12 protein-coding genes are annotated in these 16906 nt (G+C 70.4%); 9 read left to right on the forward strand and 3 right to left on the reverse strand.

Translation table 11 applies throughout. The features are described from left to right. The first annotated feature begins 17 nt into the window (after window positions 1–17). The gene (locus IV088_RS03395) at window positions 18–998 is read left to right on the forward strand and encodes a PhoH family protein (protein WP_291097711.1); all 981 of its coding nucleotides are present in this window, start codon (window positions 18–20) and stop codon (window positions 996–998) included. A 4-nt stretch (window positions 999–1002) separates the two neighbouring features. After that, window positions 1003–1455 carry an rRNA maturation RNase YbeY gene (ybeY, locus tag IV088_RS03400; protein WP_291097713.1) on the forward strand — a complete coding sequence of 151 codons (453 nt, stop codon included), beginning with the start codon at window positions 1003–1005 and terminating at the stop codon, window positions 1453–1455. A 115-nt stretch (window positions 1456–1570) separates the two neighbouring features. Here ybeY and IV088_RS03405 read toward each other — a convergent pair whose 3' ends face one another. The 3 genes from IV088_RS03405 to IV088_RS03415 are packed head-to-tail and all read right to left on the reverse strand — an operon-like array spanning window position 1571 to window position 3971. Then, on the reverse strand, window positions 1571–2569 hold the full coding sequence (locus IV088_RS03405) for a hypothetical protein (protein ID WP_291097715.1): 999 nt from the start codon (window positions 2567–2569) through the stop codon (window positions 1571–1573). Between the two features lie 35 nt (window positions 2570–2604). Then, window positions 2605–3045 (reverse strand): D-aminoacyl-tRNA deacylase, encoded by a 441-nt coding sequence (gene dtd, locus IV088_RS03410; protein ID WP_291097717.1) that lies wholly within the window; start codon window positions 3043–3045, stop codon window positions 2605–2607. After that, window positions 3042–3971, reverse strand: coding sequence for a cation diffusion facilitator family transporter (locus IV088_RS03415; RefSeq protein ID WP_291097719.1), 930 nt, complete (start codon window positions 3969–3971; stop codon window positions 3042–3044). The genes dtd and IV088_RS03415 overlap by 4 nt, the downstream gene beginning before the upstream one ends. A 76-nt stretch (window positions 3972–4047) precedes the next feature. Here IV088_RS03415 and glgB point away from each other — a divergent pair, with 76 nt between their 5' ends. The 7 genes from glgB to IV088_RS03450 all read left to right on the forward strand — a co-directional run bounded on the left by glgB (window position 4048) and on the right by IV088_RS03450 (window position 16850). Then, on the forward strand, window positions 4048–5979 hold the full coding sequence (gene glgB, locus IV088_RS03420; protein ID WP_291097721.1) for a 1,4-alpha-glucan branching protein GlgB: 1932 nt from the start codon (window positions 4048–4050) through the stop codon (window positions 5977–5979). After that, the gene (glgX, locus tag IV088_RS03425) at window positions 5976–8132 is read left to right on the forward strand and encodes a glycogen debranching protein GlgX (protein WP_291097723.1); all 2157 of its coding nucleotides are present in this window, start codon (window positions 5976–5978) and stop codon (window positions 8130–8132) included. Before glgB ends, glgX begins: the two co-directional genes overlap by 4 nt. Window positions 8133–8154: 22 nt before the next feature. Then, a complete protein-coding gene (gene malQ / locus IV088_RS03430) occupies window positions 8155–9666 on the forward strand; it encodes a 4-alpha-glucanotransferase (protein ID WP_291097725.1) in 1512 nt (503 codons plus the stop codon). 139 nt (window positions 9667–9805) lie between these two features. Then, the gene (gene glgC / locus IV088_RS03435) at window positions 9806–11068 is read left to right on the forward strand and encodes a glucose-1-phosphate adenylyltransferase (RefSeq protein ID WP_291097727.1); all 1263 of its coding nucleotides are present in this window, start codon (window positions 9806–9808) and stop codon (window positions 11066–11068) included. 136 nt (window positions 11069–11204) lie between these two features. Next, window positions 11205–12737 (forward strand): glycogen synthase GlgA, encoded by a 1533-nt coding sequence (glgA, locus tag IV088_RS03440; RefSeq protein ID WP_291097729.1) that lies wholly within the window; start codon window positions 11205–11207, stop codon window positions 12735–12737. Between the two features lie 38 nt (window positions 12738–12775). Beyond that, window positions 12776–15256 carry a glycogen/starch/alpha-glucan phosphorylase gene (locus tag IV088_RS03445; protein WP_291097731.1) on the forward strand — a complete coding sequence of 827 codons (2481 nt, stop codon included), beginning with the start codon at window positions 12776–12778 and terminating at the stop codon, window positions 15254–15256. A gap of 112 nt (window positions 15257–15368) precedes the next feature. Further along, window positions 15369–16850, forward strand: coding sequence for an ATP-binding protein (locus tag IV088_RS03450; protein WP_291097733.1), 1482 nt, complete (start codon window positions 15369–15371; stop codon window positions 16848–16850). Window positions 16851–16906: the final 56 nt, after the last annotated feature.

Consider the following 16906-nt stretch of genomic DNA (forward strand, 5'->3'; position numbering starts at 1 on the left):
GTCCTGGATTATCCGTTTTGATCCTCCGCCACACCTTCTCCCCGCCCGACAACGCCCGCATGGCCCACCTGTGCGGCCCGATGGACAGCCACATCCGCAGCATCGAGGCGGCGCTGCAGCTCAAGGTGGCGCACCGTTTCGAGCAGTTCCGCATCGAAGGCCCCAAGGCCAGGGCGCAGCAGGCGCTGGAGGTGATCCAGGCGCTGTACGAGATGGCGAAGAAGCCGATTCCCGCCGAACAGGTGCAGCTCATGCTCAGCGGCGACACGGCGCTGGCCGAGCCGGGCGACGGCGCGCTGGCGATGCAGACGCGGCGCGGCGAGGTGCGCGGGCGCACGCCCAACCAGGCGCGTTACCTGGAGAACATGGCCACGCACGACATCACCTTCGGCATCGGCCCGGCCGGCACCGGCAAGACCTACCTGGCCGTGGCCTGCGCGGTCGATGCGCTGGAGCGCAGCGCGGTGCAGAAGATCGTGCTCACGCGCCCGGCCGTCGAGGCGGGTGAAAAGCTCGGCTTCCTGCCCGGCGACCTGGGCCAGAAGGTGGACCCCTACCTGCGCCCGCTGTACGACGCGCTCTACGACCTGATGGGCGCCGACAAGGTGCAGAAGGCCTTCGAGCGCCAGCAGATCGAGATCGCGCCGCTGGCCTTCATGCGCGGGCGCACGCTGAACCACGCCTTCGTGATCCTCGACGAGGCGCAGAACACGACCGTGGAGCAGATGAAGATGTTCCTCACCCGCATCGGCTTCGGCAGCAAGGCCGTCATCACCGGCGACGTGAGCCAGATCGACCTGCCCATCACCCAGCTCTCGGGCCTGATCGACGCCGAGCGCGTGCTCAAGCGCGTGACCGGCATCGCCTTCAACCGCCTGACCAGCGCCGACGTGGTGCGCCACCCGCTGGTGGCGCGCATCGTGGATGCCTACGACGCGCGCAGCCCGGGCGCGGCGGACGCGCCGCCGGTGAAACGCGCCCGCCGCAAAACCGCCTGACACCATGGCCCTGCCCTCGCTCTCCCTGTCCCTGCAATTCGGCGCGCTGGACGACGCCGCCCTCCACCGCGCCGCGCTGCCGCGCCACCGGGTGATCCGCTGCATCCGCCACGCGCTGGACGCCGACGCCGAGATCACCGTGCGCATCGTGGACGCCGAAGAAGGCCAGGCGCTGAACCACAGCTACCGCCAGAAGGACTACGCCACCAACGTGCTCACCTTCGACTACGCGACCGAGCCCCTGGTGATGGCCGACCTGGTGCTGTGCGCGCCGGTCGTGGCGCGCGAGGCGAAGGAACAGAAGAAGACCCTGGCCGCGCACTACGCCCACCTGCTGGTGCACGGCACCCTGCACGCCCAGGGCTGGGACCACGAGACCAGCGAGGCCGACGCGGAAGACATGGAAGCGCGCGAGATTGAAATCCTCGCCGGGCTGGGCATCGCAAGCCCGTACTGACCCGGCTGGCGTTCCGAAGCACGTGCATTCACCAGACCCACCGTGGAACCGGCTTCGCCGGGCCACTGGTGGGGTCCCCCCTTCAAGGGGGGAAGCCGCGAAGCGGCGCAGGGGGTTACCGAATTCCCTGTGCCTCGATCTCGACCAGCAAGTCGGCGCGACACACGTCGGCCAGCACACACACCACGGGCGCACCGCCCACGCGCGGGTCGATGACCTCGCGCACCACCGCCAGATCGGCGGCGTCGCGCACGTACACGCGGTAGGCAAGATCGGGCAGCCCGAACCCGCCGCTGCGCGAATGTGGCCGCGCCGCGGCCAGCACCGCCGCGATGTTGTCCAGGCTCTCGGCCGTCTGCGCCCGCACATCCCCCAGGTGCACGGTCTGGTGGCCGACGATGCTGGCGGTGCCCGACACGAACAGGATCTCCTGACCAGGCGTCTGCGCCAGCGCCGCGCGCGAAAAGGTCGGGGGGCGCGGCCCGTAGTCGCTCGGGTACAGGAAGGCGCTGACCTGGCGCGGGTTTTCGATCGGGATCACCGGCGTGGCGCTGGCCAGGAAGGCAATGCTCAGCGGCCCGCCGGCGAGCCCCAGCGCACACGCGGCCGGCACGCGGCCCACCACGCTGCGCGCCGCGTGCTCGAAGGCTTCGGCGCGCCCCAGGTTGAACTGCCGGTAGCGCTCCAGCCCGTCAGACTCGCGGTTGATGTCGGCCATGTAGTTCCACAGCCGCCACAGGTGGGGCAGGCCCTGGGCATCAAGCAGGCGGAAGATGCGCGCGTAGGCCATCTCGCTCGCGATGTGCAGCGCCGAGCGCGGCGGTGCGGCGGTCACCTGCGCCTCGTCCAGCTCGATCACGCCGAACAGCAGGTCGTCGCAGCGGCGCCAGGCAATGCCTTCGGTGTGGCCGGCGAGCATCGGCGCGTCGCCCGGCACCACCCAGGCCTCTTCGAACCCGCGGCGGTCGGCGCCCAGCAACGGGGTGACGAGGCGCTGCAACGGCCAGGCCGGCGCTGCATCGGAAGGCGCATCGCCCAACCGGAAACCGCCCAGGAGGCGGTCGGCGTCGGGGCGCGGAGAGGCGGAAAAGGAATCGAACAGTTGAAGGGTCATGACATCGAAGAAAACAGGATCGGGACGCGCCGCGCTCAACCCATGCGCAGGGGGATCGTCACCGGCCCGTCGTTGATCAGGTGGACCTGCATGTCGGCGCCGAAGCGGCCGGTCTGCACCACGGGATGCTGCCGGCGTGCGGTCTCGACGAAGCGGTGGTAGAGCGCCTCGCCCAGCGCGGGCGGCGCGGCCTGGGTGAAGCCCGGTCGGTTGCCGCTGCGGGTGTCGGCCGCAAGGGTGAACTGGCTGACGATGAGCAGGCCTCCGGCCACGTCCTGCACGCTGCGGTTCATCTTGCCCTGGTCGTCGGAGAAGATGCGCAGCTTCAGGATCTTGGCCAGCAGCTTCTCGCCGACGGCCTCGGTGTCGCCCGGTTCGGCGCAGACCAGCACCAGCAGGCCGTGACCGATCTCGCCCACGGTCTCGCCCGCGATCACGACGCGGGCCTCGCTCACGCGCTGCAGCAGGGACATCACTTGAGATCGGCCTCGTCAAAGAAATGGGCTTCCACGTCGCTGGGCAGCAACTGGATCGACGCCCGCAGCCCCGGCACCGCGCTCATCAGCGCCTGCTCCACGCTGACGCGCACGGCGGCCGCGCGCCCGAGCGTCCAGCTCGCGGGCATGTGCATGTGCAGATCGACAAACCGCCGCTGCCCGGCCTTGCGGGTGCTCACGTGGTCAAAGCGGATGATGGCCACCTCGCCTCGCTGGCTCGCAAAACCGTCCAGCGTCTGCTGGATCGTGGCCATCACCTCCGGCTCCAGGGCCTCGTCCATCAACCCTTGCGACGAGCGCCAGATGAGGTGGAACCCTTCTTTCAGGATGTTGAGCGCCACGCCAATGGCCACCACCGGGTCCAGCCAGAGCCAGCCGGTGTAATGCACCAGGGCGATGCCGATCACCACGCCGGCCGAGGTCCAGACGTCGGTGGTCAGGTGTTTGGCGTCGGCCTCCAGCGCGATCGAACGGTGTTCCTTCGCAGCGCGGAACATCACCCAGGCCAGCAGGCCGTTGAGCGCCGAGCTCGCCACCGACAGCGCCAGGCCCCAGCCCACCTGCTCGATGGGCTGGGGGTCGAGCAGGCGATGGACCGCCGTCCAGACGATGCCCAGCGCCGCGACGATGATCAGGATGCCCTCGAAACCGGACGAAAAGTACTCGGCCTTGTGGTGCCCGTAAGGGTGGTCGTCGTCCGCCGGGCGGGCCGCGATCGTCACCATCACCAGCCCGAAGATGGCGCTGGCCAGGTTGACGAGCGACTCCATCGCGTCCGAGAGCAGGCCCACCGAATCGGTGACGTACCAGGCCAGGGTCTTGAGCGTGATGGTGATCAGGGCCACCACCACCGAGGCCATGAGCAGGCGCTGCGGGGTGAGAAAACGGGTTGCGGACGTGGGCATGGACCGATTGTCTCCCAGTGCCCGCACGCCCTGATCGCCCCGGTTTGTAACCGCTTGGTACCAGTTCAGTGACAGAATGTCCCAGAGACCCACCACCATGATCCCCAGCACCACCGACACCCCCTCGCCCCCCGGTTTCTGGATCGGTGACACCGATGCCTGGCTGCTCGCCGAGGGCAAGCACCTGCGGCCCTGGCAAAAGCTCGGCGCCCACCCCACGGTCATGGGCGGCGTCGCGGGCACGGCGTTTGCCGTGTGGGCGCCCGCCGCCCGCCACGTCGGGCTGACCGGCGACTTCAACGGCTGGCGGGTGCAATCGATGCGGCTGCGCCCGGAGTGCGGCGTCTGGGAGCTGTTCGTGCCCGGGGCCGGCGTGGGCGCCTGGTACAAGTTCGAGGTGCACGGTGCCGACGGCAGCACCGTGATGAAGACCGACCCCTACGCGCGCGAAACCGAGCTGCCCCCGGGCAACGCATCGCGCGTCTGTGAACCCCTGCGCGCCTCGCCCATGGCCACGGCGGCGCACACGCGGCCGCCCGCGCCCATGGCGGTCTACGAAGTGCACGTGGGTTCGTGGAAACGCCCGGGTGGCGGCCACACCCTGCCCACCTGGGACGACCTGGTGGAGCACCTCGTGCCCTACGCCACCGGCATGGGCTTCACCCACCTGGAGTTGCTGCCGGTCAGCGAGCACCCGTTCTACGCCTCCTGGGGCTACCAGCCCACCGGCCTGTATTCGCCCACCGCGCGCTACGGCACACCCGAGGGCTTCCGCCGCTTCGTCGACGCCGCGCACGCCGCCGGCCTGAAGATCATTCTGGACTGGGTGCCCGCCCACTTCCCGACCGACGAACACGCGCTGGCGCGCTTCGACGGCACGGCGTTGTACGAACACGCCGACCCGCGCGAAGGTTTCCACCGCGACTGGAACACGCTGATCTACAACTTCGGCCGCCTGGAGGTGCGCAACTTCCTGGTCGGCAACGCGCTGTTCTGGATCGAGCAGTACGGCATCGACGGCCTGCGCGTGGACGCCGTGGCCTCCATGCTCTACCGCGACTACAGCCGCCCCGAAGGCGAGTGGGTGCCCAACCGCGACGGCGGGCGCGAGAACTACGAGGCCATCGCCTTCGTGCGCGAGGTGCACGAGGTGCTGCAGCGCGAGGCACCGCAGGCCACCACCATCGCCGAAGAGTCCACCGCCTTCCCCCGCGTGACCGGCCCGGTGGTTGAGGGCGGCCTGGGCTTCGACCACAAATGGAACATGGGCTGGATGCACGACACCCTGGCCTACATGGCGGAAGACCCGGTCAACCGGCGCTGGCACCACCACAAGATGACCTTCGCCATGGCCTACGCCTACAGCGAAGACTATGTGCTGCCGCTCTCGCACGACGAGGTGGTGCACGGCAAGGGCTCGCTGCTGGGCAAGATGACCGGCGACCGCTGGCAGCAGCTCGCCAACCTGCGCGCGCTCTACGCCTGGATGTACGCGCACCCGGGCAAGAAGCTGCTCTTCATGGGCGCCGAGCTGGCCCAGCCCACCGAGTGGAACCACGACAGCGAGCTGCCCTGGCACCTGCTGGGCGACCCGACGCACGCGGGGGTGCAGCAACTGGTGCGCGACCTCAACCACACCTACCGCCGCGAGCCCGCGCTGCACGCGCGAGACACCGACCCGCACGCCTTCCAGTGGCTGGTGGTGGACGACGCCGACCAGTGCGTGCTGGCCTTTGTGCGCTACGGGCAGCGGCTGGAAGACACCGTGGTCGTGGTCGCCAACTTCACGCCGGTGGTGCGCCACGCTTACCGCGTCGGCCTGCCGCACGACGGCGCCTGGCGCGAAAGCCTCAACACCGATTCCGGCCACTACGGCGGCAGCAACGTGGGCAACCATGGCCGCGTGCTGGCCGAGGCACAGCCGCTGCACGGCCAGGGCTGGTCGGCGGCGCTCACCTTGCCCCCGCTGGCCGTTGTCTGGCTGCAGCCCGAACCCGCGAGCGCATGAGCACAGCGCACACCGCCCCCGGGTTGGGTGCCCACCTGCAGGCGCAGAACGGGCAGCGTGGCGTGCGGTTTGCCGTCTGGGCGCCCGAGGCCAGTGCGGTCGAGGTGGAGCTGTTCGACGCGGCGCAACGGTCCACTGGTCGGGTGGCGCTGGTGGCCGCGGGGAATGGCCTCTGGTCGCGCTTCGTGCCGGGCCTGACCTCCGGCCAGCTCTACGGCCTGCGCGCCCATGGGCCCTGGAACCCCGACGCCGGCCAGCGCTTCAACCCCGCCCGCCTGCTGCTCGACCCCTGGGCGCTGGCCCTGGTCGGCCACACCGGGCGCCTGGCGCTGCAGACCGGCCACACCGCGGCGGACCCGCTGCAGCCCACCCTAGCCTGGGGGCAGCACCAGCCCGACCCGCAAGACAACGCCGCCGCCATGCCCAAGTGCGTGGTGCTGGACACCGAGGCCGAACTGGCCGCCGGCCAGGCCATCGCACCACGCCCATGGGTCGCGGGTGAGCGCGTGTTCCTCTACGAAGCCCATGTGAAGGCGCTGACCCGCCTGCACCCCGAGGTGCCCGAGGCGCAGCGCGGCAGTTACGCCGCCCTGGCCCACCCGGCCGTGCTCGCCCACCTGCAGCGCCTGGGCGTCACCACCGTCTGCCTGCTGCCGGTGCACCAGCACATCAGCGAGCGCCACCTGCTGGCGCGCGGCCTCTCCAACCACTGGGGCTACAACACGCTCAGCGCCTTTGCGCCCGAGCCCGCCTACGCGGCCGCCACCGGGGGCCGCGACCCCTCGGATGCCGAGCAGGCCGCCGCCGTGCGCGCCGAGTTCCGCCTGATGGTGGACGCGCTGCACCGCGCGGGCATCGAGGTGGTGCTCGACGTGGTGTTCAACCACACGGCCGAGAGCGACCTCGACGGCCCCACGCTCAGCTGGCGCGGCCTGGGCCAGAACAGCTGGTACGCCATGGGCGAGCGTGGCGTGCCGCACAACTTCAGCGGTTGCGGCAACAGCCTCAACGTGAGCGAGCCGCGCGTGGTGCAGTGGGTGATGGACAGCCTGCGCTGGTGGGTGATGGCCTATGGCGTGGACGGTTTCCGCTTTGACCTCGCGGTGTCGCTGGGCCGCGTCGCCGCGCTCGGCCATGCCTTCCACCCCCAAGCCCCCCTGCTCACCGCCATGGCGCAAGACCCGGTGCTGCGCCACGTGCGGCTGATCGCCGAGCCCTGGGACATCGGCCCCAACGGTTACCACCTGGGCGGCTTCGCCCCGGGCTGGCTGGAGTGGAACGACAGCTTCCGCGACGGCGTGCGCGCCTTCTGGCTCGGCCACCCGGCCACGCGCGGCGAACTCGCCAACCGCGTCTGCGCCAGCAGCGACCGCTTCCGCCGCCACGACCGGCTGCCCACCGCCAGCGTCAACCTGCTCACCGCCCACGACGGCTTCAACCTCGCCGATCTCACCGCCTTTGCCCGCAAGCACAACCGCGCCAACGGCGAAGACAACCGCGACGGCCACGGCCACAACCTGAGCGCGAACGCCGGCACGGAAGGCCCGAGCGACGACCCCGGCGTGCGGCACCGGCGCGGCCTGTGGCGCCGCGCCCTGCTCGCCACGCTGTTCTGCGCGCAGGGCACGCCGCAGCTGCTGGCCGGCGACGAGATCGGCCACAGCCAGCAGGGCAACAACAACAGCTACTGCCAGGACAACGCCATCACCTGGCTCGACTGGGCGCGGGCCGACACCACCCTGGCCGGTTTCGTGGGTGGCCTGGCCGCGCTGCGCCGCCAGCACCCGGGCCTGCGCCAGACCCGCTGGTTCAGCGGCCTGCCCCCCGCCCAGGGCGGGCCGGCCGACATCGCCTGGATCGACGTGAACGGCCTGGCGCCGTCGTTCCAGGCCTGGCAAAGCACGGACCACCGCACGCTGGGTGCGCTCATCACGGCGGGCGAACCCGGTCAGCCCCCCACCGAGCGCCTGCTGCTGGTGTGGCACGCCGGCCACGGCCCCACCACCATGGCGCTGCCGGCGGGCGCCTGGTCGCTGCGGCTGGACAGCGCCCGCGCGCTGACCCGCACCGACGCGTCCGGCGGCGCCCACACCGGGGAGCTGCTGCTGAACGAACCGGGCGTGCACCTGCTGGTCCAGAGCTTGCAAGGCTGAAGCCACACCTTCGCACCACGCCATGAACCCGCACCCCCACGACATCCTTTCGCGCCGCACCAGCGGCGTGCTGCTGCACATCACCAGCCTGCCCGGCCCCCACGGCTCGGGCGACCTCGGCTCCGCCGCGCGCCACTTTGTCGACTGGCTGGCCTCCGCCGGCCAGTCGCTCTGGCAGATCCTGCCGCTCTCGCCCGCCGGCCCGGGCAATTCGCCCTACCAGAGCGTCTCGGCCTTCGCCGGCAGCCCGCTGATGGTGGACCTGGACGACCTGGTGCAACAGGGCTGGCTGCCATGGATGGCGCGCAAGGGTTTCGACCACCACCGCTGCGACTTCGAGCGCGTGGCGCCGTACCGCATGGCCTGCCTGCGCAAGGCCTGGGACGGGTTCAACCAGCGCGCCACCGACGTCTGCCGCGAGGCCCTGGCCACGTTCTGCGAAGAACACGCCCACTGGCTCGACGACCACGCCCTCTTCATGGTGATCGACGAACGCCACGGCGGCCCCTGGTCGCTCTGGCCCGAGCCGCTGGCCCGCCGCGACCAGGCCGCGCTGGACGCGGTGCGCGAACAGTCGGCCCACGCGCTGGGCTTCTGGCGTTTCGTGCAGTGGCGTTTCTGGGTGCAGTGGCAGGCGTTGCGCGGCTATGCGCGCGAGCGCGGCGTGCAGATGGTGGGCGACGCGCCGATCTTCGTGGCGCACCACAGCGCCGATGTGTGGGCCCACGCCGACCAGTTCCTGCTCGACGAACAGATGGACCCCCATGTGGTGGCCGGTGTGCCCCCGGACTACTTCAGCCCCACCGGCCAGCGCTGGGGCAACCCGCTCTACAACTGGGAAGCCATGGCCCACCGCGGCCACCGCTGGTGGAAAGACCGGCTGGCGCACCTGTTCCAGCAGGTCGACGTGGTGCGGCTCGACCACTTCCGCGGCTTCGAGGCGCACTGGGAAATCCCCGCCAGCGAGCCCACCGCCGTGGCCGGCCAGTGGCAGCCCGGGCCCGGGCTCGCGTTCTTCCAGGCGATCGAGGACGAGCTGGGCCAGCTGCCCATCATCGCGGAAGACCTGGGCATGATCACGCCCGAGGTGAGCGCGCTGCGCCAGGCCTGCGGGTACCCGGGCATGCGCATCCTGCAGTTCGCCTTCGGCAGCGGACCGGCCAACCCCTACCTGCCGCACAACCTGGAGCGCGGCTGCGTGGCCTACACCGGCACGCACGACAACGAGACCACGGTGGGCTGGTGGAACAGCGCGCCCGCCGGCGAAAAGACCTCGGCGCGAGCCTACCTGGGCCTCGGTGTGGACACCGAGCCGCACTGGACCCTGATCAACGCGCTGTCGATGTCGGTCGCCAACACGCTGGTGGTGCCGTTCCAGGACGTGCTGGGCCTGGACACCAAACACCGCATGAACACCCCCGGTCTGGCCACCGGCTGCTGGGAATGGCGCTTCGACTGGAGCCAGGTGGACCACCGCCCCGCCGAGCGCCTGGCGGCCATGACCCGCGCCCACGGGCGATGGAGGCCGGAATGACCCCCCTGCGCCGCTGCGCGCCCTCCCCCCAGGGGGACGCACCCTTTGGCCCGGCAAAGCCGGTTCTTTGGGTGCCCTGGGTGGGTCACGCGCTCCGGCTTTCCCTTCCCACCGCCTTTCAACACAACAGGAGACAAACATGGAACACAAGAACACGCCCCAATACCTGGCCCGCCGCACCATCGGCCTGGTGCTCGCCGGTGGGCGCGGCTCGCGCCTGAAGGCGCTGACCGACCGCCGCACCAAACCCGCGGTGTACTTCGGCGGCAAGTTCCGCATCGTCGACTTCGCGCTCTCGAACTGCCTGAACTCGGGCGTGCGCCGCATCGGCGTGCTCACCCAGTACAAGTCGCACAGCCTGCTGCGCCACCTGCAGCGCGGCTGGAGTTTCCTGCGCAACGAGTTCAACGAGTTCATCGACCTGCTGCCGGCGCAGCAGCGCATGGACGACGAGAGCTGGTACCTGGGCACGGCCGACGCGGTGTACCAGAACCTGGACATCCTGCGCGCGCACAAGCCGGAATACATCCTCATCCTCGCCGGCGACCACATCTACAAGATGGACTACGCCGAGCTGATCGCCGACCACGTGGCGCAGGGCAAGAAGTGCACGGTGGCCTGCATCGAGGTGCCGATCGAAGAGGCCAGCGCCTTCGGCGTGATGGCCATCGACGGTCACCGCCAAATCACCCACTTCCTGGAAAAACCCGAGCACCCGCCCGCCATGCCGGGCAAACCGGGCGTGTCGCTGGCCAGCATGGGCATCTATGTGTTCGATGCGCAGCACCTGTTTGATGCGCTGGAAAAAGACGCCGCCACACCCGGCTCCAGCCGCGACTTCGGCAAGGACGTGATCCCCGCGATGGTGGCCGAGGGCCAGGCCGTGGCCCACCCCTTCGGCATGTCCTGCGTGAAGAGCTCGCCCGAGGCCCCGGCCTACTGGCGCGACGTGGGCACGGTGGACGCCTACTGGGCCGCCAACCTCGACCTCACCGGCACCATTCCCGAGCTCGACATGTACGACCGCGACTGGCCGATCTGGACCTACCAGGAGCAGCTGCCGCCGGCCAAGTTCGTGTTCGACGACGACGGTCGCCGTGGCATGGCGGTGGACGCGCTGGTCTCGGGCGGCTGCATCATCTCGGGCGGCTCGGTGCGCCGCTCGGTGCTGTTCTCCAAGGTCCACATCCACTCCTTCGCCACGGTCGAAGAGGCCGTGCTGCTGCCCGAGGTGGACGTGGGCCGGAACTGCAAGCTGCGCAAGGTGGTGATCGACAACGGCTGCGTGATCCCCGAGGGCATGCAGATCGGTTTTGATGCCGCCGAGGACGCGCGCCGCTTCTACCGCACCGACAGCGGGGTGGTGCTGGTGACGCGCGAGATGCTGTTGGCTTTGGAATGACCCCCCGAGAACTTGATCACCCCCCGCGCCGCCTTCGGCGTCACCCCCCTGTACGGGAGGCCACACTGGCGGCCCGGCGAAGCCGGTTCCGCGGTGTGCTGGCTTGACTCCCCTTCGTTCGGACATGGATCTCTGCATGAACTCCCCCAAAGTCCTTTACGTCTGCTCCGAGGTCTTTCCGCTGCTGAAAACCGGGGGCTTGGCCGACGTGAGTGCGGGTTTGCCGCCGGCCCTGTCGGCGCTGGGCGCTGATGTGCGCCTGCTGCTGCCGGCCTTTCCGTCCATCGTGGCCGGCGTCACGCCCGAAGGGCCGAGCCTGCTGGTGCCGGCGGGCGGCGCCATGGGCCTGCCGGGCGGGCTGGGGCCGCTGGCCAGTTCGGCGCCCGGTCCCACACCCTGGCTGCAACGGGGCCGCATCAGCGCCAACGGGCAGGCCGTGATGCTGCTGCACGCGCCCGGCCTGTTCGACCGGCCCGGCAACCCGTACCACGACGCCAGCGGCAAGCCCTGGGCCGACGCAGCCGACCAGTTCGCCTGGCTGGGCTGGGCGGCGGCGTTGCTGGGCACCGGTCTGGACCCGGCCTGGCACCCCGATGTGGTGCACGGCCACGACTGGCACACCGGTCTGGCCTTCGCCTACCTGGCCCGCCTGGTCGCGGCGGGCCACCGCCGCCCCGCCACGGTGTTCACCATCCACAACCTCGCCTACCAAGGCCTGTTCCCCATCAGCGTGTGCCACCGCCTGGGGCTGCCCGACGCGCTGTTCCACGTGCAAGGGCTGGAGTTCCACGGCCAGGTGTCGTTCATGAAGGCCGGGCTGCAATACAGCGACGCCATCACCACGGTGAGCCCGAGTTACGCGCGCGAGATCACCGGCGAAGAACAGGGTTGCGGCCTCGACGGCCTGTTGCGCCACCGGCAAGCCGTGCTGCACGGCATCCTCAACGGCGTCGACGACGCGGTGTGGGACCCGGCGGCCGATGCGCTGGTGCAGCCCGGCTTTGACGCCGACCACCTGCAGGGCAAGGCCGAGGCCAAGGCGCGGCTGCAGCAGCGCATGGGCCTGCAGGCCCGCCCCGATGCGCTGCTGTTCGTCGTGGTCAGCCGCCTCACCGAACAGAAAGGCCTGCACCTGCTGCCCGGCGTGATCGACGGGCTGGTGCAGCGCGGCGGCCAGCTCGCCGTGCTCGGCGCGGGCGACCCCGCCATCGAGGACGCCCTGCGCGACAGCGTGGCGCGACACCCCGCGCAGGTGGCCCTGCACATCGGCTACGACGAGTCGCTCGCCCACGGCGTGATCGCCGGCGGCGACGTGATCCTGGTGCCCTCGCGCTTCGAGCCCTGCGGCCTGACCCAGCTCTACGGCCTGCGCTATGGCACGCTCCCCCTGGTGCGCGCGGTGGGGGGGCTGGCCGACACGGTCATCGACTGCAGCCTTGAAAACCTCGACGACGGCAGTGCCAGCGGCTTCGTCTTCCAGGGGCTCGACACACACAGCCTGTGGTCCGCCCTGCGCCGCGCCTTTGCGCTGCGCCGCCGCCCGGCCGACTGGCAGGCGGTGCAACGCCACGCCATGGCGCTGCGCTTCGGCTGGGAACGCGCCGCCACCGACACCCTGCGGGTCTACCAGCAGGCCCGCGCCGACGCCACTGGCACAGCTTCTGCTTGACGCCGTCCACCCGCCCACCGCTCTTTCGAACCGAGACCATGCCCAACACCCCCCTGATCCCCACCGTCGGCACCGCCACCGCCCCGTTCGAATACGACCACCTGGACAACACGGTCGATGCGCTGCGCAAGTCCATCGCCAACCGGCTGGTCTACGCCGTGGGCAAAGACCTGCGCTCGGCCACCCGGCGCGACTGGCTGTTTGCCCTGTTCCACGCGGTGCGCGACCGCACCATGCACCGCTGGCGCGAGACCCTGGCCGTGTCGCAGGACAACGATGCCAAGCGCGTGTACTACCTCTCGCTGGAATTCCTCACCGGGCGCGCACTCACCAACGCCCTGCTCGCGGTCGGCATCTACGACGACGCGAAAACCGCCTGCACCCAGCTCGGCGCCGACTTTGACGCGCTGATCGACCTCGAGACCGACGCCGGCCTGGGCAACGGGGGCCTGGGTCGCCTGGCCGCCTGTTTCCTCGACTCCATGGCCACGGTCGGTCTGCCCGGCATGGGCTACGGCATCCGCTACGACTTCGGCATGTTCGCGCAGCGCATCGTCGACGGCCGCCAGGTCGAAGAGCCCGACTACTGGCTGGTCAACGGCAACCCCTGGGAGTTCATGCGCCCCGAGTTCAGCTACCCGGTGCAGTTCGGCGGCCGGCTGGTGCAGGAAGGCGAGCACGTGCGCTGGGTCGACACCGAGGACGTGATCGCCACCGCCTACGACAGCGGCGTGCCCGGCCACGAGCTCAGCAGCGTCACCACGCTGCGCCTGTGGACCGCGCGCGCCACCAGCGGCATCAACCTCGACGCCTTCAACAAGGGCGACTACATGCGCGCCGTGGAGGCCAAGAACGAGTCGGAGAACGTCTCGCGCGTGCTCTACCCCGACGACAGCACCGAACACGGCAAGGAGCTGCGCCTGCGCCAGGAGTACTTCTTCGTCAGCGCCTCGCTCCAGGACATCGTGCGCCGCTACCTCAAGACGCACGGCAGCTTCGACCAGCTGGCCGACAAGGTCGCCATCCACCTCAACGACACCCACCCGGCGCTCGCCGTGCCCGAGCTGATGCGCATCCTGGTGGACGAACACCACGTGGAGTGGGACACCGCCTGGGACCTGTGCCAGCGCATCTTCAGCTACACCAACCACACCCTGATGAGCGAGGCGCTGGAGACCTGGCCGGTGGAGCTGATGGGCCGCCTGCTGCCGCGCCACCTGCGCATCATCTACGACATGAACGCGCGTTTCCTGGCCGAGGTGCACGACCGCTTCCCGGGCGAAAACGAGCTGCTGCGCCGCATCTCGCTGATCGACGAACACGGCCAGCGCCGCGTGCGCATGGCCTACCTCTCGGTGCTGGCCAGCCACAAGATCAACGGTGTGTCGGCCCTGCACAGCCAGCTGATGGTGGAAACCATCTTTGCCGACTTCGCGCGCCTGTGGCCCGAGCGCTTCAACAACAAGACCAATGGCATCACGCCACGGCGCTGGCTCTCGCAGGCCAACCGGCCGCTCTCGGCGCTGATCGACGCGCGCATCGGCACCACCTGGCGCCGCCACCTGGACGAACTGACGCAGCTGCGCGCGCTGGCCGACGACACCGAGTTCCAGAGCGCGTTCCGCCTCGCCAAAGCCCAGAACAAGCAGCGCCTGACCGAACGCATCGCGAAAGAGACCGGCATCGTGGTCGACCCCGAGAGCCTGTTCGACGTGCAGATCAAGCGCATGCACGAATACAAGCGCCAGCTGCTCAACGTGTTGCACGTGGTGACGCGCTACCACCAGATCCTGGCCCGCCCCAACGCCAACTGGGTGCCGCGCACCGTGATCTTCGGCGGCAAGGCGGCCTCGGCCTACTACATGGCCAAGCTGGTGATCAAGCTGATCAACGACGTGGCGCGCACCGTCAACCACGACAAGCGCATCGGCGACAAGCTCAAGGTGGTGTTCCTGCCGAACTACCGCGTCTCGCTGGCCGAGGTCATCATCCCCGCGGCCGACCTCTCCGAGCAGATCTCCACCGCGGGCACCGAAGCCTCGGGCACTGGCAACATGAAGTTCGCGCTCAACGGGGCGCTGACCATCGGCACCTGGGACGGCGCCAACATCGAGATCGCTGAAAACGTGGGGCTGGAGCACATCTTCATCTTCGGCAACCGCACCGAGCAGGTCGCGGCGCTGCGCGCGAGCGGCTACAACCCGCGCCGCTACTACGACCACAACTACGACCTCAAGACCGCGATCGACCGCATCGCCGAAGGCGCCTTCAGCCCCGATGAGCCCAACCGCTTCCACGACATCACGCGCACGCTGCTCGAATCGGACTACTACCTGCTGCTGGCCGACTACGCCGACTACGTGGCGACCCAGCTGAAGGTGGACGAGCTGTACCGCCGCCCCACCGACTGGGCCCACCACGCGATCATGAACGTGGCCGGCATGGGCATGTTCTCCTCCGACCGCACCATCCGCGAGTACGCCGACGACATCTGGAAGGTCAAGCCGCTGTTCGATTGAGCCCCCACACGCTGCCCCCCGAGGGGGCTGGACCAGGTTGGATCGGCCCGGCGGCTGGCCCGGCCGATCTCCCACGCGCCCCTGGTCCGGCGTGCATGCCAGAATCCGCCGCATGCGCAACACGGGCTCGGGCACGCGGTGGTGGTGGATGGTCGGGGCGGCGGTCTCGCTGGCCGGTGCCGTGCTGCTCGCGCGGCAGGCCATCGCCGAACAGCGCGCCCTGTTCGAGACCGACGCCCGCATCGTGCACCGGCTGTTGAGCCAGCAGGTGGTGCAGCACGACGCCATCCTCGACACCCTGGCCCTGCTGCAACCCGGGCCTGAAACGCCGGGCGCCACGCCCCCCGAACAGCGCCTGCCCGCGCTCTACCCGCACATCCTCGCGGTGCAGCGCCGCGACCGCGACGCCAGCTGGCCGGACGCGGCCCTGGGCGCTGCCGAAGCCGCCTCGCGGGCCCAGCGGCGGGCCGCGCTCGCGGCGGTGGACCTGGCCAGCGGGCGCTACCGGCTGGTGCTCGCCGCCGCCCCCACGGCCTATGCCCTCACCATCGACCTGCGCGGCATGGTGCCCTGGGCCGAGTGGCCGATGCAGCCCGCCAGCAGCCCGGTGCGCGTCGCGCTGGAACACGAAGGCCGGGCCTTCGAGCTGCAGGCGGGCGACGCCACCGCGCTGAGCGACGCGACCGGCTGGCGCTTCGACTTCCACAAACACCTGGCCGCCGGGAGCCAGCCTTTCGACGTGGTCGCCACGCGGCAGATGGGCTGGGGCGAACTGCCCTGGGGCCGCATGCTGGCGTGGGCCCTGGCGGTGGCGCTGGTGCTCGCGGCCCTGGCCCAGTGGCAGCGCCAGCGGATCGCACGGCGCCGCGCCGAAGAGCTGTTGCGGCTGGGCCAGGTGGCGCGCCTGAACACCCTGGGCGAGCTGGCCGCCGGCATGGCGCACGAACTCAACCAGCCGCTCACCGCGGTGCTGGCCAACACCCAGGCCGCGCAGCGCCTGCTGGCCGACGAGCCGCCCGAGCTGGACACCGCGCGCACCGCCATGGCGCAGGCCGCCGCGCAGGCCCGGCGTGCCGCCGAGGTGGTGGGCCGCCTGCGCCGCGCGGTCGAGCGGCCGGACAGCCACGGCAGCGTGCTCGCGGTGGATCTGGCCGAGACCGTGCGCCGGGCGCTGTACCTGCTGGAACCCGAATGCCAACGCCGCGGCGTCGCGCCGCAGTTGCAGGCCATGGCGCCGGTGCGCGTGGCGGCCGACCCGGTGGCGCTCGACCAGATCGTGCACAACCTGCTGATGAACGCGCTGCAGGCGATGGAAGCGGCGGAGCCCGGGGCACGCCGCCTCACGCTCACGGTGTCGCAGGCCGACGGCCAAGGCGAGCTGCGGGTGGCCGACAGCGGCCCGGGCATCCCGACCGAGGTGCTGCCGCGCCTGTTCGAACCTTTTTTCTCCACCCGAGAGGGCGGCCTCGGCCTGGGCCTCTCGCTCTGCGACACCCTGGCCAGCGGCATGGGCGGCTCGCTGAGCGCCGCCAACCGGCCCGAGGGCGGCGCGGTGTTCAGCCTGCGCCTGCCACTGGCGGAGGCGCCCCAATGAGCGCCGCGCCGGGCCGCCCCAAGCAAGCTCGCCCCGCAGCTCGAAGAGCGGAGGTG

Source organism: Hydrogenophaga sp., from assembly GCF_018780075.1.
GTDB lineage: Bacteria > Pseudomonadota > Gammaproteobacteria > Burkholderiales > Burkholderiaceae_C > Hydrogenophaga.